The organism is Sphingopyxis sp. BE259 (assembly GCF_031457495.1).
Classification (GTDB): Bacteria; Pseudomonadota; Alphaproteobacteria; order Sphingomonadales; family Sphingomonadaceae; genus Sphingopyxis.
In genome coordinates this window covers 2404492-2423628 of record NZ_JAVDWM010000001.1, presented here as the reverse complement: position 1 = coordinate 2423628, position 19137 = coordinate 2404492, and the positions used below count along the sequence as shown (strand labels likewise).

At 64.9% G+C, this 19137-nt stretch carries 15 protein-coding genes and 1 tRNA gene; 11 read left to right on the top strand and 5 right to left on the bottom strand.

The window, feature by feature from the left end; genetic code table 11:
* The first annotated feature begins 85 nt into the window (after nucleotides 1-85).
* The 4 genes from J2X44_RS11685 to J2X44_RS11670 all read left to right on the top strand — a co-directional run bounded on the left by J2X44_RS11685 (nucleotide 86) and on the right by J2X44_RS11670 (nucleotide 7643).
* Nucleotides 86-2380: a BamA/TamA family outer membrane protein gene (locus tag J2X44_RS11685; protein WP_310084108.1), complete on the top strand. Its 2295-nt coding sequence runs from the start codon at nucleotides 86-88 to the stop codon at nucleotides 2378-2380.
* Nucleotides 2380-6609, top strand: a complete 4230-nt coding sequence (locus J2X44_RS11680; RefSeq protein WP_310084106.1) for a translocation/assembly module TamB domain-containing protein — start codon at nucleotides 2380-2382, stop codon at nucleotides 6607-6609. Before J2X44_RS11685 ends, J2X44_RS11680 begins: the two co-directional genes overlap by 1 nt.
* Nucleotides 6609-6893: a hypothetical protein gene (locus tag J2X44_RS11675; protein ID WP_310084103.1), complete on the top strand. Its 285-nt coding sequence runs from the start codon at nucleotides 6609-6611 to the stop codon at nucleotides 6891-6893. The genes J2X44_RS11680 and J2X44_RS11675 overlap by 1 nt, the downstream gene beginning before the upstream one ends.
* 177 nt (nucleotides 6894-7070) lie before the next feature.
* Nucleotides 7071-7643, top strand: coding sequence for a TMEM165/GDT1 family protein (locus tag J2X44_RS11670; protein ID WP_310084100.1), 573 nt, complete (start codon nucleotides 7071-7073; stop codon nucleotides 7641-7643).
* Here the strand turns inward: J2X44_RS11670 and galE are convergent.
* Nucleotides 7640-8656, bottom strand: coding sequence for a UDP-glucose 4-epimerase GalE (galE, locus tag J2X44_RS11665; protein WP_310084097.1), 1017 nt, complete (start codon nucleotides 8654-8656; stop codon nucleotides 7640-7642). The genes J2X44_RS11670 and galE overlap by 4 nt on opposite strands.
* A 185-nt stretch (nucleotides 8657-8841) precedes the next feature.
* Here galE and J2X44_RS11660 point away from each other — a divergent pair, with 185 nt between their 5' ends.
* The gene (locus J2X44_RS11660) at nucleotides 8842-9507 is read left to right on the top strand and encodes a spermidine synthase (RefSeq protein WP_310084094.1); all 666 of its coding nucleotides are present in this window, start codon (nucleotides 8842-8844) and stop codon (nucleotides 9505-9507) included.
* Nucleotides 9508-9563: 56 nt separating this feature from the next.
* Here the strand turns inward: J2X44_RS11660 and J2X44_RS11655 are convergent.
* Nucleotides 9564-9639 (bottom strand) — tRNA-Lys (locus tag J2X44_RS11655).
* 43 nt (nucleotides 9640-9682) lie between these two features.
* Nucleotides 9683-10204 carry a 2-amino-4-hydroxy-6-hydroxymethyldihydropteridine diphosphokinase gene (gene folK / locus J2X44_RS11650; RefSeq protein WP_310084091.1) on the bottom strand — a complete coding sequence of 174 codons (522 nt, stop codon included), beginning with the start codon at nucleotides 10202-10204 and terminating at the stop codon, nucleotides 9683-9685.
* 23 nt (nucleotides 10205-10227) lie between these two features.
* Here folK and J2X44_RS11645 point away from each other — a divergent pair, with 23 nt between their 5' ends.
* A complete protein-coding gene (locus J2X44_RS11645; RefSeq protein WP_310084089.1) occupies nucleotides 10228-10917 on the top strand; it encodes a uracil-DNA glycosylase in 690 nt (229 codons plus the stop codon).
* On the opposite strand, the gene J2X44_RS11640 is transcribed toward J2X44_RS11645, so the two are convergent.
* Together J2X44_RS11640 and J2X44_RS11635 are read right to left on the bottom strand one after the other, a co-directional pair.
* Entirely contained in the window at nucleotides 10878-11354 is a 477-nt protein-coding gene (locus tag J2X44_RS11640; protein ID WP_310084087.1) for an RNA pyrophosphohydrolase, read from the bottom strand. The genes J2X44_RS11645 and J2X44_RS11640 overlap by 40 nt on opposite strands.
* Nucleotides 11351-12298 (bottom strand): alpha/beta hydrolase, encoded by a 948-nt coding sequence (locus tag J2X44_RS11635; RefSeq protein WP_310084085.1) that lies wholly within the window; start codon nucleotides 12296-12298, stop codon nucleotides 11351-11353. Before J2X44_RS11635 ends, J2X44_RS11640 begins: the two co-directional genes overlap by 4 nt.
* Before the next feature lie 197 nt (nucleotides 12299-12495).
* On the opposite strand from J2X44_RS11635, the gene J2X44_RS11630 reads away from it, so the two are divergent.
* The 5 genes from J2X44_RS11630 (at nucleotide 12496) to J2X44_RS11610 (ending at nucleotide 19132) form a co-directional block, all read left to right on the top strand.
* Nucleotides 12496-14358, top strand: a complete 1863-nt coding sequence (locus J2X44_RS11630) for a 2-oxoacid:acceptor oxidoreductase subunit alpha (RefSeq protein WP_310084083.1) — start codon at nucleotides 12496-12498, stop codon at nucleotides 14356-14358.
* Nucleotides 14355-15392 carry a 2-oxoacid:ferredoxin oxidoreductase subunit beta gene (locus J2X44_RS11625; protein WP_310084080.1) on the top strand — a complete coding sequence of 346 codons (1038 nt, stop codon included), beginning with the start codon at nucleotides 14355-14357 and terminating at the stop codon, nucleotides 15390-15392. The genes J2X44_RS11630 and J2X44_RS11625 overlap by 4 nt, the downstream gene beginning before the upstream one ends.
* Before the next feature lie 79 nt (nucleotides 15393-15471).
* Nucleotides 15472-16431: a metal-dependent hydrolase gene (locus tag J2X44_RS11620; RefSeq protein ID WP_310084078.1), complete on the top strand. Its 960-nt coding sequence runs from the start codon at nucleotides 15472-15474 to the stop codon at nucleotides 16429-16431.
* Nucleotides 16428-17816: a deoxyribodipyrimidine photo-lyase gene (locus J2X44_RS11615; protein WP_310084074.1), complete on the top strand. Its 1389-nt coding sequence runs from the start codon at nucleotides 16428-16430 to the stop codon at nucleotides 17814-17816. Before J2X44_RS11620 ends, J2X44_RS11615 begins: the two co-directional genes overlap by 4 nt.
* A gap of 35 nt (nucleotides 17817-17851) precedes the next feature.
* The gene (locus tag J2X44_RS11610) at nucleotides 17852-19132 is read left to right on the top strand and encodes a cyclopropane-fatty-acyl-phospholipid synthase family protein (RefSeq protein WP_310084073.1); all 1281 of its coding nucleotides are present in this window, start codon (nucleotides 17852-17854) and stop codon (nucleotides 19130-19132) included.
* The last annotated feature ends 5 nt before the right edge of the window (nucleotides 19133-19137 follow it).

The following is a 19137-nucleotide window of genomic DNA, read 5'->3' as shown; positions in this document are numbered from 1 at the left end:
TGCGCCGTCGCCGTGCGCCAGCCACAGATGCCGTATCGACGGCGGATAGATGCAAAACCCTGAAACTTCCTGTGATTATCACCTGATGCGATTAACGCGGGCGCGCTCGCTGTGGATCGTGTCGGCGTCGGTCTGCTGTCTGGCGTGGGCGACCAGCGCCGCGGCGCAAACGTCAGAGCCCCAGCCGGTCGAGCCGCCGCCGGTCGTCGCCACGGTCGATGCTGCAATCGCGGCACCATCGCCGCCGCCGCCCGATGTGGTGTTGCCGGACGTCGCGCCGATCATCGGTGACGAAGAGTTTGAAAAGGCGATTCCGCCGATCAGCGCCGAAGATGATGCCGAACTCGATCGGCCGTTGGAATCGATCGCCGACTTTGAAAAGCGCCAGGCGGCCGAAGCGGCGCAGACCCGTGAGGGAGCAGCCGAGGCACCCGCACCGGCGGTGGGCGGGGTGCCGATCCCCGCATTGGCCGATGGCGATACGGTCGAGGCAATCGGCGATGCGCCGATTGCCGATACCGAGCTGGCCGCGCCTTTGCCGCCGCTGGAAAATTTCGACGTCGAGCCGGTCGAGTTTGCCGAAGCCGAGGCAGACCGCGAGAATGTCAGCGTCGGTTATACGGTTAAGGTCAACGGCCTGGTCCCCGCCGACGACAGCACCGACGTCGATCTGGCCGACCTGTTCGGCGACCTGTCGGCGTTGTACGACGGCGATGGCAAAGCCGACAATGCCGCAATGGTCCGCGCGCGCCTGACCGCCGACGGCGAGTTGATGCAGCGGATCCTGGCGTCCGAGGGCTATTATGACGCGGTGGTCGATACGCGGATCGATCGCGGCGAGCGTGAGGATACGCCAGAGGGGCAACCGCGTCAGCGCCGACCGATCACCGCGGTCATCGATGTAAAGCCAGGCCAGCGCTACACGCTGGCCGATATTATCATCAACGCGGACCCGACGGTGCCGCCGACGCTGATCGCCGATAATTTCCCGCTGAGCGTTGGCGAACCGATCGTCGCGCAGCGGGTGCAGGGCGCAGAGGCGGCCATCGCGCTGAAATTGCCCGAAGAGGGCTATCCTTTTGCCGAGATTGGCCAGCGCGACATCCTGCTCGACGGCGCGACCGGCAACGGTGTTTACACGCTGCCCGTCAAGATCGGCCAAAGGTCGCGGTTCGGGGCCATCGAGACGACCGGCGATCTAGCGTTTGACGCCGAGCATGTCGAGGTGCTGGCGCGCTTTAAACGCGGCGAGCTTTACGACAGCCGCAAGGTCGACGACCTGCGCCAGGCGCTTATCGCCACCGGACTGTTCTCGACCGTCGCCGCCGAGCCGCAGCCGACCGGCGAAAGTGCCGGGGATGACACCGAATATGTGACGATGCTGGTGACCCAGCAGGCGGGGCCGCCTCGCACGTTGGCGGCGAGCGCGGGCTATGGCACTGGCGAAGGCATCCGGCTGGAGGGCAGCTGGACGCATCGCAATCTGTTGCCGCCCGAAGGCGCGCTGATCTTTCGCGGCGTGCTGGGGACGCAGGAGCAAGGGGTCGGCGCGACGCTGCGCCGGTCGAACGCCGGGCAGCGCGATCGCACCTTTGAGCTGGTCACCGAAGCGACGCGCAGCAGTACCAACGCGTTCGAGGCGTTTACTGGCCGCGTCGCGGCGCGCGTGAGCTATGATTCGACCCCGATCTGGCAAAAGAAATTCACCTACGCCTATGGCGCCGAGCTGATCGCGACGAGCGAAGACGATTATGATTTCACGCGCGGAACGCGCGAGCGCGATTTCTACACGATCTTTGGGTTGACCGGGCAGGTCGGCATGGACCGCACCGACAGTTTGCTCGATCCAACCAAGGGATTTCGCATCACTTCGCTGATTCAGCCCGAAGGGTCACTGGCGGGGCGGTTTTCGCCTTACGCGCGTACGCGGGTCGATATCAGCGGCTATTATCCGGTGGCCGACGCCATCGTCCTGGCGGGCCGCATCCGCTTTGGGTCGATCCTGGGCGCGGCGCGCGAACGGCTGGCGCCGTCGCGGCGCTTCTATGCCGGGGGCGGCGGTTCGGTGCGCGGCTTTGGCTATCAGGAACTGGGGCCGAAGGATCCCAACAATGATCCGATCGGCGGGCGTAGCGTCAGCGAAGCGGCGTTCGAGGCGCGCTATCGGTTCGGAAATTTCGGCGTCGTCGGCTTTGTCGATGCCGGGCAGGTCTACCGCGGATCGGCCCCGACCTTTTCCAATCTGCGCTTTGGCGCCGGTGTTGGCGCGCGTTACTATACCAACTTCGGCCCGATGCGGCTCGACGTCGCCACCCCGATCGGGCGCAAACCGGGCGAGGCGTTGGTCAGCGTCTATGTGTCGATCGGCCAAGCCTTCTGATGGCGGACGAGGCGCCTGCGGCCGCCGAAACGGCGACGGCGGCAAAGCCGCGTAACTGGATCATGACCATCCTGCGCTGGATCGGGCTGGCGCTGCTGGGGCTGGTTCTGCTGTTCGCGTTGTTCCTGATTGGACTCAACAGCGACGCCGGGCGGCGCTTTGTGGTCACCCAGATCGAAAAATATGAATTCGAGAACGGGATGAAGATCGGCATCGGGCGGCTCGACGGATCGCTTTATGGCCGGATGGTCATCCGCAACTTCACGCTGTCCGATCCGACCGGAGTGTTCTTGGCGTCGCCCGAGGTCCGCGTCGATTGGCGGCCGATCCGCTATTTTGCCAACCATGTCGATGTCCGCTCGGCGACCGCCGCGACGATGACGATGCGCAAGATACCCGCGTTCAAGGTCGTTCCCGATACCGGCGAACCCTTGTTGCCCGACCTGGACATCGACATCGCGGCGGTGCGCGTCGATCGCCTGATTTTTGAACCTGCGGTCGCCGGCGAACGCCAGGAAGCGCGGCTGGCCGGCAAGATCGCTATTGCCGATCGTCGGGCCCAGATTACCGCCAACGCCGAGGCGATCGGCGCCGGTGCAAAGGGCGATACGCTGGCGTTGCTGCTCGACGCGGTGCCCGAGGCGAACCGGCTGGCGATGACATTGGACGTCACCGCGCCGCAGGGTGGGGTGCTGGCGGCGATGGGCGGTTTTTCGGAGCCGCTGACCGCCAAGCTGGCCGGCCGAGGCGATTGGAAAGTGTGGAACGGCAATCTGACCGCCAATCTGGGTGCCGCGCCGCTGGCCCGCCTCGCGCTGACGGCGCGTGACGGCGCCTTTGCGGTCAAGGGAATCGCGCAGGCCTCCCGGCTGTTCGAAGGACCGACTGCGGCGTTGCTGGGGTCGGAAACCGCCGTCGATCTGACCGCGCGGCTTGCCGAGCGCAAGGCCGATCTGGACGGCCGTTTTTCTTCGGACGCCTTCCGGCTGGGCGTGAGTGGCGGGATCGATCTGGGGGGCAGCCGGTACGAGGCGCTGCAACTGGCGTTCGTGCTGCTCCGCCCAAGTGCCATCGCGCCGTCGGTGCGCGCCAACGGGGTGCGCGCGACGGCGCGGCTTGACGGCGCGTTCGACATGCCAACGGTGGAGTATCAGGCGAATGCGACATCGCTGGCGGTCAATGACATCGTCGTCGAAACGCTGAGCCTGGCGGGCAAGGCGCGGGTCGATGCCGATCAGATCCTGATCCCGGTGGTGGGCCGAGCCGCACGGATCCGCGGGCTCGATACCGTTGCTGGCGGCACGTTGGTGGCGGTGCGCCTGGATGGCGATCTGGCGTATAGCGACGGGCGTATCCTGAGCGACAATCTGCGGCTGCGGTCGCCGCGGATCGATGCCAAGGCGATCGTCATCGCCGACCTCAATCGCGGCTTTTACACCGGGGCGATCGACGGTCGCATCAACGATTATCGCATCGAAAGCGTCGGCATTTTCGACATCGACACCGACGCCGATCTGGAAACCGCACCGAACGGCGGCTTTGCGATCGCAGGCCGGGTTCGGGCGCGATCGACGCAATTGTTCAATTCGGGTGTTCGCGATCTGCTCGGCGGCAATGCGGTGGCGACCAGCAATATCCGCTATGGCACCGACGGCATCGTCCGCTTTGCCAACCTTCGCATGACGTCGCCTTTGCTGCGGATCGTCAGCGGGCAGGGGAGCTATGCGCCGAACGGGCAGGTGCGACTGACCGCGCGTGCCGATTCGACCGACTATGGGCCACTGGGCGTCCAGCTTGCGGGAACGATCAGCGACCCGCGCGCGACGCTGACCGCCGAGCGTCCCGGCTTTGGCATCGGGCTCGCCAATCTGGTGGCAGAGATCAACGGGGCGCCGAACGGCTACCGCCTCGCGGCGACCGGCGACACCGACTATGGGCCGCTGTCGGCCAATGTCGTGCTGTTGACCGCGGCAGGGCCGCTGACGATCGACGTCGAGCGCGGCGACCTGTCGGGGATCGGATTTAATGGGCGATTGGTGCAAAGCAGCGCGGGGCCGTTTGTCGGCCAGCTCAACGCATCGGGGCAGGGGCTGGGCGGGCTCGTTCGATTGAGCGCGGCGGGGCAGCATCAGGCGGCGGCGATCAACGTGCGTGCCAATGATGTCGTGCTGCCCGGCCCGGCCAAACTTGTCGTCGGATCGGCGATCGTCGATGCCGACGTCACCCTTTATGACACCCCGCATGTGGTCGCCGACATCCAGATCGCCGAGACGCGCATCCGCGAATATGACATCGCAGTCGGGCGGGTGAAGATCGATTATCGCGACGAGCGCGGCAAGGCGCAGGCGCTGGTCGAAGGGACCAGCGGGGTGCCGTTCCGCATCGCCGCCAATGCCGATCTGACCCCCGACTTGTGGCGCGCATCGGTGCAGGGCCGCGCGACCGGAATCAATTTCCGCACCACGTCGCCAGCGCGGATCATTCCGAGTGCCGACGGGTATGAATTGCTGCCGACGACGGTCAATCTGGGGCGCGGCAGCAGCGCGCGGATCGCCGGGCGGTTCGGCGACGGCATCATGGTCCAGAGCCGCCTGGAGCGCGTCAATATGGCGATCCTCAACGCGGTCTATCCCGACATGGGGCTGGGCGGCCGCGCGACGGGCAGTCTCGATTTCGAGCAGGCCAGTTCGGACAGCTTCCCGCGCGCCGACGCGCGTTTGTCGATCACCGGCTTTACCCGCACCACCGCCGCGTCGGTCAGCCAGCCGGTCGATGTCAATTTCGCCGGAAAATTGCTGAGCGACGGCGGCGAAGCGCGTGCCGTGATGCGCAAGCGCGGCAGCGTGATCGGGCGTATCCAGGCGTCGCTGCGCCCGCTGGGCCCCGGCGCGGGCGACTGGATGACGCGGCTGCGTGCCGCGCCGCTGGGCGGCGGCATCCGGTATAACGGGCCCGCCGATACGCTCTATTCCTTCTTCGGTCCCGCCGACCAAGGCGTGTCGGGACCGATCGCGGTGGCCGCCGATTTCAATTGCAGCGTCGCCGACCCCTGCCTGTCGGGCGTCGTGCGCGGCAAGGACATGGTGTATGAAAACCAGACCTATGGCACGCGGCTGACCAATATGGTCGTCGCCGGCCGGTTCACCGGCAACCGGCTGGAAATCGATCAGCTGACGGCGACCGCGGGCGACGGCAAGGTTGCAGCGAAAGGCTATGTCAGCCTGGCGCAGGCCGATGGGTATCCGATGAACATCGCGATGACGCTCGACAATGCCCGGCTGGCGCGCAGCGAAAATATCGCGGCGCGCGCGACCGGCAATCTGACGCTGGAGAAGGTGGCGGGGCAGACGGCGCTGCTGTCGGGCAGCCTGCGCCTTCCCGAAACGCGTTACCGGATTATTCGCGAAGGAGCGGCGCAGGTGCCGGTGCTGACCGGGGTTCGGCGCAAGCCGCCGACGGGTCGCCAGCGGATCAGCGGCGATGGGCTGGCGGCGGTCGGTGGCAGTCTGTTCGACCTCATCCGCCTCGACATCGCGCTGAAGGCGCCCGACGAAATCTATGTCACCGGCATGGGGCTCGAATCAGAGTGGAAGGCCGACATCGTGCTGCGCGGGACGACCGAAGCGCCGCGCGTCACCGGCGAGATCGAACTGGTGCGCGGGACGCTGGGCTTTGCCGGGCGGTCGTTCGAATTGCAGGAGGGCCGGGTGACCTTCCCGACCGGCGACGCCTTTGACCCGGCGATCCGGTTGCTGGCCAGCGACACGATCGACACCGTCACGGTGAACGTCAGCGTGTCGGGCCGCGCCAGCAATCCGCAGATCGCCTTCTCCAGCGTCCCCGGCCTGCCGCAGGACGAGATCGTGTCGCGCATCCTGTTCGGCGATTCGATCACCACCCTGTCGCCGCTGCAAGCGGTGCAACTCGCCTCGTCGCTCAACACGCTGAGCAGCGGCGGCGGCGGACTGAGCCCGCTTGGGGCGCTCCAGTCCGCGACCGGGATCGACCGGTTGCGCGTGCTCGGCCCCGACGACACCGTCGGGCGCGGCACCGCGCTCGCCGCGGGGCAATATATCACCAAGGACATTTACCTGGAGGTGATCACCGACGCGCGCGGTTATACGGCGACCCAACTCGAGATCAGCCTGACCCCGGCACTGTCGCTGCTCAGCCAGGCGGGCGGGTCGGGTCAGTCGAACCTCAGCATCCGGTATCGCAAGGATTATTGATGCGCGGCGGCCTGCTTCTGCTGCCGTTGCTGCTGCTCATGGGGTGCAAGGACGAGCCCGATTTCGAGGCGCGCTACGACAAGGCGGCGGAAGAAATCGAAGCGCGCGCCAAGGCAATGGACGCCGACATCGCGGCATCCGAAGCGGCGGCGAAAGCCGCCGGTGACGCGGAATCGGTCTCTGAACCGGGGATCGAGCCGGGCGGAAAAATTCCCCGCGTGGCGCCCGAACCCTTGCCAGAAACCGTCAACCCGACTAACCCGCCGCCGTCATCTGGGGAGTAGCCAGCCGTCCGACCGGGACGGGCCACCGTGTCAACATACTCGGCCGAGAGGTCGTGGTGCGGTGGAAGCGGGGAACCGCTTGGGCGAGACCAATGGCATCGCATCCCTCGTCCGGGCCGGGCGGCGGGTGTCGATGTCCGTTGGAATCGCAACGCCGCCTGGCCCCGGAGTATGTTCATGGAAGCCATGTTGACCTCGACCGCGATCGTCGCGCTCGCCGAAATCGGCGACAAGACGCAGTTGCTCGCAATATTGCTCGCGACGCGGTTCAACCGGCCGCTGCCGATCATCTTGGGTATCCTGGTCGCGACGCTGGCCAACCACGCGCTCGCGGCGCTGCTCGGCGCGTCGGCGGCGGCGTTTCTCGACAGCCCCGTTTTTCGCTATGCCGTCGGCGCGTCGTTTCTCGCGATGGCCGCGTGGACGTTGATCCCGGATAAATTCGAGGATGACGAGGCGCCCCGGCCACGCTTCGGGGCGTTTCTGACGACGCTCGTTGCCTTCTTCCTCGTCGAAATGGGCGACAAGACCCAGATCGCGACGATCGCGCTGGGCGCGCAATATCATGATGTCGTCGCGGTCACCGCGGGCACCACGCTGGGCATGATGATCGCCAATGTGCCCGCGATCTTCCTGGGCCATGAATTGCTGAAGCGCGTCGATCTCGCGAAAGTGCGCGTCGTGGCAGCCGCGATGTTCCTCGTCATCGGCCTGTGGGTGCTGGCGCAGACGGCTGGCTGGCTGGGCTAACCCGAATTGCGCATCGCGAGCGTGCGTTCGAAACTCCAGCTTGAGGCACACATCGCCTCGAGATCGCGCCGCGCCGTCCAGCCAAGGTCGCGCGCCGCGCGGTCAGGACTGGCAAAGCAGCTCGCGACATCGCCGTCGCGACGCGGCGCGAGGCGATAGGGGATGCGGACATCATTCACGCGCTCGAACGCCGCGACCATGTCGAGCACCGAATAGCCCTGGCCGGTGCCGAGGTTCCAGGTCGACAGAGCCGGGTCGGCCCGGGCGATGGCGTCGAGTGCAGCGACATGGCCATCAGCCAAGTCGAGAACATGGATATAGTCGCGCACCCCGGTGCCATCGGGCGTGTCATAATCGCTGCCGAAGATCGACAATTCGCTGAGCCGTCCCGCGGCGACCCGGCTGATGAAGGGCATCAGATTGTTGGGGACGCCGTTCGGATTCTCGCCGATCAAACCGCTGTCATGCGCGCCGACCGGGTTGAAGTAGCGCAGGGTCGCGATCCGCCAAGCCGGATCGGCGGCGGCGATGTCGGACAGCATTTCCTCGATCATCAACTTGGTACGGCCGTAGGGATTGGTCGCCGAGGTCGGATGATTTTCGTCGAGCGGCAAATAGCGCGGCTGGCCATAGACCGTGGCACTCGACGAAAAGACGAGCGTCTTGACGTCACAATCGGCCATCGCCTGAACCAGCGACAGCGTGCCGCGGACGTTGTTGTCGTAATAAAGCATCGGCTCGGCGACCGATTCGCCGACCGCTTTCAGTCCGGCGAAATGAATGACCGCCGCGATGTCGTGATCCTTTATCGCCTGACGCACCGCGTCGCCGTCGCGAATGTCGCCGACGATCAGCGGGATCGATGTTCCGGTGATCGATTCCAGCCGCTCCATGACGCCGGCATCGCTGTTCGCCAGATTGTCGAAGCAGACGACGTCATGCCCGGCCGATACCAGGGCTGCCGCGACGTGGCTGCCGATATATCCTGCACCGCCGGTCAATAGGATCTTCATCGGTTATCTTGCCTCCACGCGGACGTTCGCACCGTCCCTCGGTTGCCCTATTCTATCCTGAAACCCCTACCAACCGGTTGTCCGTTCGCCAGTGTCGATCGACAGGACGTTTGGCAAAGCGCCGGAATTGGGTAAGCGGATTGATCGAATGCGGCGGACACATCCATTATGACGGACGACAGCAATTGAAAACACGCGAACTGATCGATACCGCGCCGATACCTGGCGGCGGCGAACTGCGCCTGATCCGGCGCGGCGACGAATATATCATCGCACTCGGCGGCAATGAGCTGATGAGCAGCCGGATGAGCGGTTCGGAAGAGGCGCTCGCGACGATGAGCTGCGACCGACTGCGCGATCCGGATACCGCAAGACTGCTGATCGGCGGCTATGGGATGGGATTCACGCTGCGCGCCGCCTTGGCCGTACTGGGGCCGCAGGCCAGAGCGACGGTCGCCGAACTTGTCCCCGAAATCATCGACTGGGCGCGCGGTCCGATGGCGACGCTGACCGCGGGGTGCCTGGACGACCCCCGCGTCGAGATTGCGATCGCCGACGTCGCGGGCGCGATCGCGGCCGAGGGCGCGGCTTTTGATGCGATCCTGCTCGATGTCGACAACGGCCCCGATGGCCTGACCCGGCCAGAGAATGACCGGATATACGCGCCAGCCGGGTTGGCCAGGGCGAAAGCGGCGCTGAAACCGGGCGGCGTTCTGGCGATCTGGTCCGCCGCCCCCGATGCCCGCTTTACCCGCCGCCTGACCGCGGCAGGCTTCGCGGTCGAAGAAGTCGGCGTGCGGGCGCGGCCAAACGGCAAGGGCGCGCGGCACGTCATCTGGTTCGCCCGATGAGGCAGGACATATGTGGCGGGCACCCGCGATCGGGGCGATGGCGTCCGACCATGATATGGTGAGCCCTGCTGGGTTCGAACCAGCGACCTACTGATTAAAAGTCAGTTGCTCTACCGACTGAGCTAAGGGCCCATTCCGGCGCTGCGTATCGCGGCGCGCAAAACGAGCCGTCGCCCTAGTGCGGTGAGGCGGCGCGGTCAACCGGCTTTGCCCGCACTAGCCGTGCGGCCAGTTGCCGGACGCTGTGGGCGGTTAGCGGATGACGCCAATCGGGAACGATCGCGCGCAGCGGACCGAGCACGAAATCGCGCTGTGTCATGGCCGGGTGCGGAATATTCAGCGCCGCGTCGGACCAGATGCCGCCCGACCAGAGCAGAATGTCGAGGTCGAGCGTGCGCGCGCTCCAGCGTTGTCCCGTGCGGCGTCCGAAGCTGGCTTCGATCGCTTGCAGGCGCGCCAGCATTTCGGGCGGGCTGAGCGGCGATGCGACCAGAGCCACCGCGTTGGCATAGCGGCGGCGCGAAGGGCCGAGCGGGGCGCTGGCGATGATCGGGCTGGCATCGACGGCCTCGATGTCGTCGCTTTCCAGCGCCGCGAGCGCCGCCATGAGCACCGCGCGCGGATCGCCGAAGCGCGGATGGCGGCGGTTTGACCCCAGGCCGATCGCATAAAGGGGAAGCGGCATTGCGTTGCTCATGCTGCCGCGCCTATCGCAGAAACGTGGAAATTGACAGTCCATTGCCCCGCACCGAGCCGCCGCGCGATTGTCCGCGCTGCCCGCGGCTGGTTGCGTTTCGCGAACAATGCCGAGCCGAATATCCCGACTGGTGGAATGCGCCCGTTCATGCATTCGGCGATCCGGACGCATGGCTGGTGTTCGCTGGGCTTGCTCCCGGCAAGCAAGGCGCCAACCGCACCGGACGACCGTTTACCGGCGATTATGCCGGCGACCTGCTGTTCGCGACGCTGGCCGAGTTTGGATTGAGCCGAGGCGACTATGATGCGCGGATCGACGACGGACTGACGCTTGACGGTGCGATCATCGTCAACAGCGTCAAATGCCTGCCGCCGCAGAACAAACCGACGCCGGAGGAGATCGCCAATTGCAGACCGTTTTTCGAGACGCAACTCGCCGCCTTGCCAAGCGTCCGCGTCATCGTCGCACTGGGACGGATCGCGCATGACGCGGTTTTAAGGGCGACGGGGGCGCGGCTCGCCGCCTATCGTTTCGGCCATGGCGCCATTCACCGGCTCGCGGATGGGCGACACCTGATCGATAGCTATCACTGCTCACGCTACAACACGAACACCGGGCGGCTGACGCCCGAAATGTTCCGTGACGTCTTTCGCACCGCACTCGCACGCAAGGATCAGACGAGCGGGCCGAATTCCTCGACCAGTGCGCGGTAAAGCACGCGCTTGAACGGCACGATCATCTTTTCGATCTCGTGCAGTTCGGCCCATTTCCAGGCGCGAAACTCCTGATGCTTGGTGGCGATGTCGATGTCGCTGTCTTCGCCCATGAACCGCATCAGGAACCAATGCTGGCGCTGGCCGCGATATTTGCCGCCCCACATCTTGCCGATCAGTTCGTCGGGCAGGTCGTAGAAATATTCCTCGCGGCTGCGCGCGATGATCTCGACCAGTCCGCCATGGACGCCGGTTTCCTCGCCCAACTCGCGGATTGCCGCCATTTCGGCGTCCTCGCCGGGGTCGATCCCGCCCTGCGGCATTTGCCACGCCTCGCTCGACGAATCGAGCCGCTGGCCGACGAAGACGCGGCCATCGCGGTTGGCGAGCATGACCCCGGCGCAGGGGCGGTAGGGGAGGGCGGCAAGATCGATCATGCGGTGCCGTTAGCTTCGGCGATGATCGCTTTCAAGACTATCAAGGCGCCGCGAATGTCATCCTTCGCGCTGGGGATACCCTGCGCGAGGTTAATGTAGCCGTGGATCGTGCCGGTCGCTTCGCGATAGGTCGTCGGCACCCCGGCCTCGATCAGCTTCGCGGCATAGGCGCGGCCCTGGTCGCGCAGCGGGTCGAGGCCCGCGGTGGTGAGCAGCGTCGGCGGCAAGCCGACGGCCGGGAAATCCAGCGGCGACGCGCGATAGTCGGCGGGATCGGCGGCGTAATGGTTGCCGAAATACGTCATGCTGCCGGTGGTCAGCAAATGACCTTCGCCGAAATCGCGGTAGCTTTGCCAATCGTCGTGGGTGGTGACCGCGGGGTAAATAGGGTGGATGGCGATAACCGGTTTTGCGGCCGGCTCGTCGCGCAACGTGAGTGCCGTCGCTATCGTCAGATTGCCGCCCGCGCTTTCGCCGCACAGGACAAGGCCGGTGCAAGGAAAATGATCGGCAACCCAGCGTGTCGCGGCCTCGCAATCGTCGGGCGCAGCAGGGAAGGGGTGTTCCGGCGCGAGGCGATAATCGACCGCGATCACGGGTATATCGAGGATGCGTGACGCTTCGGCGCAATAGGCATCATGGGTGTCGAGGTCGCCGATCACCCAGCCGCCGCCGTGATAAAAGACCATCACGGGGCCGGGTTCACGGCCCGGACGATCGTCATAGATGCGGATCGCAATATCGCCCGCAGGGCCAGGGATTTTCTGGTCTTCGACATGTGCGATTTCGCCGCGCGGGGCGTCGGCCATCTGGGCCATCATCCGGAACATCTCGCGCGCTGCCTCGGGTGGCAGCTCTTCCATCTTGGGGCCTTCCTGGGCGTTGAGGAACGCCAGGAACATCGCCACGTCGGGGCGCGTGTAATGGGTGGTGCCGTCGGTCATCCTGCTGATCCCCTCGTTCCGCTTGTGCGGCCTGTCGTTCGCGCAGCTATTCGGCATCGCGGCGGATAATTCAATGGCAATTGGCAACCTATCGGACGTTTGAAGTTTGCGGCGCACAATTTTTTCTGAATTGCGGCATCGCGCCCACAGGCCTAGGCCAGCGTCACAGGTTCGCAAGATTCAAGGCAGAAGATAACATGGCGACAGCGGTAGTGGACGAAGCCGACAAGCGGCAGTCCCCCCTTTCGGACGCAGTGGTAGTCAGATTTGCAGGCGATAGCGGCGACGGGATGCAGCTGACAGGCGGTCAGTTCACCCTGTCTTCGGCGCTCGCGGGCAATGATTTTGCGACTTTCCCTGATTTCCCGGCAGAGATCCGCGCGCCGCAGGGCACGTTGTTCGGCGTGTCTGCATTCCAGATCAATTTCGGATCGTCGGCGATCGAAACCGCGGGCGACGCGCCCGACGTGCTGGTCGCGATGAACCCGGCGGCGCTCAAGACCAATGTGCCGTCGCTCAAGCCGGGCGGGCTGATCATCGCCGACGAGGGCGAGTTCAACGATCGCAACCTCGCCAAGGCGAAATATGCCGCGAACCCGCTCGATGACGGCAGCCTGGCCAAATGGCAACTGCTGAAGCTCAACATCAGCCAGCTGACCATGGACGCGGTGAAGCCGTTCGGCCTGGGCAATAAGGAAGCACTGCGCTGCAAGAATATGTGGACGCTGGGGCTGGCGCTCTGGATGTTCGATCGCGATCGCCAGCCGTTGGTCGACTGGCTGAACGGCAAGTTCGCCAAGGCGCCCGATCTGGCCGCCGCCAATATCGCGGCATTGAACGCCGGTCATGCCTATGGCGAAACCGCCGAGCTGGCGGGGCCGCTCAAGCAGCATCATGTTGATCCCGCGCCGGTGGCGCCTGGGCTTTATCGCACGCTGACCGGCGCCGAGGGTATTGCGCTTGGTCTGGTGGCTGGCGCGCAGCTCGCGAAGCTGCCGATGTTCTTCGGCGGCTATCCGATCACCCCGGCGTCGGCGATCCTGCACCATTTGTCGCGGCTCAAGGAATATGACGTCACGACCTTTCAGGCAGAGGACGAAATCGCAGCCATCTGTTCGGCGATCGGCGCGAGCTATGCCGGGTCGCTGGGCGTTACCAGCTCGTCGGGGCCGGGCATCGCGCTGAAGGGCGAGGCAATGGGCCTGGCGATCATGACCGAGCTGCCGCTCGTCATCGTCAATTCGCAGCGCGGCGGTCCGTCGACCGGCCTGCCGACCAAGACCGAACAATCCGATCTTTATCAGGCGGTCTATGGCCGAAATGGTGACGCGCCGATGCCGGTCATCGCGGCGCGCTCGCCCGGCGACGCGTTCGAATGCGCGGTCGAGGCGGTGCGGATCGCGGTGCAATATATGACCCCGGTGATGCTGCTGACCGACGGTTACATCGCCAACGCCGCAGAGCCTTGGGCGGTGCCCGACCTCACGACTTACGAGGCGTTTCCGGTCGAATTCCTGACCGAAGTCCCCGAGGGCGGGTTCAAGCCCTATGGCCGCGACGAAAAACTGAAGCGCCCGTGGGTCAAGCCCGGCACCCCCGGTTTGCTGCATCGCATCGGCGGAATCGAGAAAGAGCTCGACACCGGCCACATCAATTACGAGGCGTCGAACCATCAGGCGATGACCGACATCCGCAAGGACAAGATCGACGGGATCACGGTCCCCGACCAGGTCGTCGAACTGGGCGCCGAGGGCGGCAAGCTGGCGATCGTCGGTTGGGGTTCGACCTTTGGCCCAATCCATCAGGCGGTGCGCCGCAAGCGGGCAGAGGGTGCCGACGTCAGCCACATCCATATCCGCCATATCTGGCCAATGCCCGCCAATCTGGGCGAGTTGCTCAAAAGCTATGACAAGGTGATCGTGCCCGAAATGAACACCGGCCAGCTCAAGACGGTGCTGCGCGATCAGTATCTGGTCGATGCGAAGCCGGTGAACAAGGTGTCGGGCCAGCCGTTTACGATCGCCGAGATCGAGGCCGCCATCGAAGGAGCACTCGCATGAACGAGATGACGACCATTGCGCGACCGACGACGCTGAAAGACTGGGAAACCGATCAGGAAGTGCGCTGGTGCCCAGGCTGCGGCGACTATGCGATTCTGAAGGCGGTGCAGCGCACGATGCCCGAAATCGGCACCGCGCCCGAAAATACCGTGTTTATCAGCGGCATCGGCTGCTCGTCGCGCTTTCCCTATTATATGGAAACCTATGGCTTCCATACGATCCATGGTCGCGCGCCGGCGTTCGCGACGGGGCTGAAGCTCGCCAATCCCAACCTCGACGTGTGGATCGTCACCGGCGACGGCGACGGGCTTTCGATCGGCGGTAACCACACGATGCACCTGATCCGCCGCAATCTCGATTGCCAGATCATGTTGTTTAACAACGAGATTTACGGGCTGACCAAGGGGCAATATTCGCCGACCAGCCGCGTCGGGACGACGAGTCCCTCGACCCCCTATGGTTCGGTCGATCGCCCGGCGCAGCCCGCGGCGTTCGCGCTGGGGGCCGGATCGCGCTTTGTCGCGCGCGGCTTCGACGTGTCGAAAAAGCTGCCCGAAGTCTTGAAAGCAGCCCATGCTCACAAGGGCGCAGCGTTTATCGAAATTTTCCAGAACTGTATCGTTTATAACAAAGACGTGTTCGAGGATTTCGCGGCGCCGAAAGGCGCCGAAGATCGCCAGCTCTGGCTCGAGAACGGCGAACCGATGCTTTATGCCAAAGGCACCAAGGGCATTGCGCTCGACGCCGAGGCGCTGCACCTCAAGACCGTCGATGTCGTCGATGGCGACTGGCAGGCCGCGGGGGTGATCGTCCATGACGTAACCAACCGCAGCGTCGCGCATATGCTGGTCGAAATGCGTTTTGGGGAATTCCCGATGGCGCTCGGCGTCCTCTACGACGATCCGCGTCCGACCTTTGAAGCCGATGTCTGGCGCCAGAATGCGGCGGCCTCCGAAGGCAAGACCGCTGATTTGCAGAGCCTGCTGAAAAAAGGCCAGACATGGACGGTGACCGAGGGCGGTCCCGACTTGTAGCGTGGCTTGGGCTAAGCGGAGCGTGAACCGGTCCGCATAGCGCATTGCAAAGCGGTGCGATCCGCGCCACCAAGCGGCGATGGATAATCTCACGCATAGCCTGTTCGGCGCGGTGCTCGGCCAGATGGGGCTCAAGAAGAAAACCGGGCTGGCGATCCCGACGCTGATATTGGCGGCGAACTTGCCCGACATCGATGCGGCGTGTCTGGTGTGGCTCGACGGCATCCAGCATCTGGGGTTCCGACGCGGGATTACGCATGGCCCGATCGCGCTGGTTGTCCTGCCGATCTTGCTCTGGGCGGCGATGCTGGCGTTCGATCGCTGGCAGACGAAGCGTGGCAAGCGTCCTGCCGGGCGCCCGCCGATCGACAAAGGCTGGCTGCTCGCGCTCGCCTATATCGGCTGCCTGAGCCACCCGGCGCTCGACTGGCTCAACAATTACGGTATTCGCCTGCTTGAACCCTTTTCGTCGCGATGGTTCTACGGCGACACGCTGTTCATCATCGACCTGTGGGTCTGGATTGCGCTCGGCGCGTCGATCTGGCTGTCGATCCGCCGCGAGCGTGCTGGCGCGAGTAATTGGCAGCGCCCCGCTTGGATCGGCTTCACCGCGGTGTGCGCCTATATCTTTGCCAACGGCCTCATCACCGGTGCCGCTGAACGGACGACCGCCAGCGCGCTGGCCGCGGGTGGCCACCGCGACGCGCTGGTCGTTGCCAGCCCGCCGCCGCTGGCGTTCTGGCAACGTGATATTTTCTGGCGCACCGCGGAGCGTTATGGCAGCGGCACTTTTACGCCGGGCGTGGGCGGGAAACTGGACATCAGCGGCCTGCCGACCGGGATGGATGATCCGCGCCTCAAAACATGGCTGATGGGTGATCCCGACGCGCGCGCCTTTCTGTTCTGGGCGCGTATGCCGGTGGCGCAAAAGGATGGTGACGCGATCCTGCTGCGAGACCAACGCTTCATGCATCCGCTGGCGCAAGACCGGTTTCAGGCGCGGCTGACGGCGCCAGACACCGCCACCCACGAAGAATGATCGCGCCCAGCATCCTGTGGCTTCGCCGCGATCTGCGCCTGTCGGACCAGGCGGCGTTGATCGCAGCGGCCGCCGAAGGCCCGGTGATTCCGGTCTTCATTCTTGACGATGACACACCCAAGCATCGCCGTATGGGTGCAGCGTCGCGCTGGTGGCTGCACCACAGTCTCGCCAGCCTCGACGCCAGCCTGCGTGAAAAGGGATCGCGGTTGATCCTGCGGCGCGGCAAGTGTGAAGATCAACTGGCTCTGATCGCGGAAGAAACTGGCGCCGCGCGGGTGCATTGCCTGCGCCACTACGAACCTTGGTGGCGCAACGCCGAAAAGGCGGTGGCCAAGCAGCTCGACCTGGTTTGCCACGACGGCAATTACCTGTTGCCGCCCGGGTCGCTGACGACCGGCGGCGGAACGCCGTACAAGATCTACACGCCCTTTTGGCGGGCGTTGAAAGAGCATATGCCGCCCGCACATCCGCGCAACCGCCCGCGCGAGATCGCAGCGCCGAGCACGTGGCCGACATCGGACAAGCTGAGCGACTGGAATTTGCTGCCGACCAAACCCGACTGGGCCACCGGTTTTGCGGCCGAATGGCAGCCGGGCGAGGCGGGCGCGCGCACGCGTCTAGCCGACTTCGTCGATGCCGCGTCGGATTACGACCGCAGCCGTAACTTGCCCTCACAGGAAGGCAGTTCACGCCTGTCGCCGCATCTCCATTTTGGCGAGGTGTCGCCCGCCGCCATCTGGCATCGTGTCGCCGACGCCGGAGGTTCGGTCGATGTCTTTCTGGGCGAGATCGGCTGGCGCGACTATGCCCAGAATATCATCCTGCAATTTCCGGACTATGGCGGGCGCAGCGCGCGCGGCGCCTTTGACGACGCTTTGCCGTGGCGCAGCGGCGGCGAGGCCGATGCCGACCTGGCCGCGTGGCAACAGGGGCGCACCGGCTATCCGATCGTCGATGCCGGGATGCGGCAGTTATGGGCGACCGGCTGGATGCACAATCGGGTGCGGATGATTGCCGCGAGCTTCCTGATCAAGCATCTATTGATCGATTGGCGGCAGGGCGAGCAATGGTTCTGGGACACGCTGGCCGATGCGGACTATGGATCGAATGCGGTAAATTGGCAGTGGGTGGCGGGCAGCGGCGTCGACAGCAACATGTTCCCGCGGATCATGGCGCCGCTGACGCAGTCGGAAAAGTTCGATGCCGCGGCCTATATTTGCGAATGGGTGCCCGAACTGGCCGACCTTCCCGAGCCCGCGATCCACGACCCGGACAGCTTCGGACAGCGGCCTCCCACCTACCCGGCAAAGATCATCGGTCACCGCGAAGCGCGCGAACGCGCGCTGGCCGCCTACGACGTCATGAAGGCGCGCGGCAACTGATTGTCAGGCGCCGGACTTTGGGGCAGGAAGGCGCTATGAACACGCATGTCAGCCCGCGTCGTGGCAAGGAACTGCTTCGCGCCGATCGCGCCTATCGCAGCGGCGGGCTGTTGGCCCGGCTGTTGGCGTTGGCGCCTGCGGGGATATTTCACCGGCTGCTCGATCGCATCGATGTCGGGCTGTCACTCGGCACGATCGAGGCGCATTTGCCCGACGGCAGCGTCCGGTTGCTGGGCGGTCGCGGGAACGGGCCGACGGCGGTTGTCCATTTGCACAGCTGGGCCGCACTCGTGCGGCTTGGGCTGTCGGGCTCGGTCGGCTGGTATCGCGCCTGGGACGCGGAAGAGTGGGCCTCGCCCGATCCGGTGCCATTGTTCGACCTGTTCATGCGCAATGGTGAAACATTGGGTGACGCGGCGCGCGCGCGCGGGCCGCTGCGCTGGGTGAACAAGGCGGTTCACGCGCTGCGCCGGAACGATCGCCGCGGCGCGAAGCGAAACATCCACGCCCATTATGATTTGGGCAATGATTTCTATCGCTTGTGGCTCGATCGGGCGATGAATTATTCGAGCGCGCTGTTCACCGATCCGGCGCAGTCGCTGGACGAGGCGCAGGCGGCAAAGGTCGATGCAATTCTTGATCGGCTCGATCTGCGATCGGGCAGCCGTTTGCTGGAAATCGGTTGCGGGTGGGGTGCCTTGGCCGAGCGCGCGGTCGAGCGTCACGATGTGCTCTACACTGGAATCACGCTGTCGCCGTCACAGGCAGAGGTGGCCGACGCACGGCTGGCTGCGATCGATTTGTCAGGGCGCTCGCGCATCGAAATCTGCGACTATCGCGACGCCCAAGGGCCCTATGATGCGATCGCCAGTGTGGAAATGGTAGAGGCGGTCGGGCAGGCTTATTGGCCGACCTATCTCGATGCGATCGCGCGGCTGCTGCGTCCGGGCGGCAAGGCCGCGATCCAGTATATTCTGATCAACGATGCGCTGTTCGACCGCTACGTTGCGAGCAGCGATTTCATCCAGGCCTATATTTTTCCGGGCGGCTGTCTGATGTCCGAAAGCCGGTTTCGGGCGCTGGCCGAAGAGCGCGGTCTGGCATGGCGCGATGTCCATCGGTTCGGCGACGATTACGCCGAAACGCTGCGTCAGTGGCGCGAGCGTTTTGATGCAGCGGTCGCCGCCAACCTGCTGCCGTCGGGCTTCGACGACCGCTTTGCGCGGCTCTGGCGCTATTATCTGCAATATTGCGAAGGCGGCTTTCGCGGTGGCGGCATCGACGTCGCGCAAGTCACGCTGGAAAAAACAGCCTGAAAACA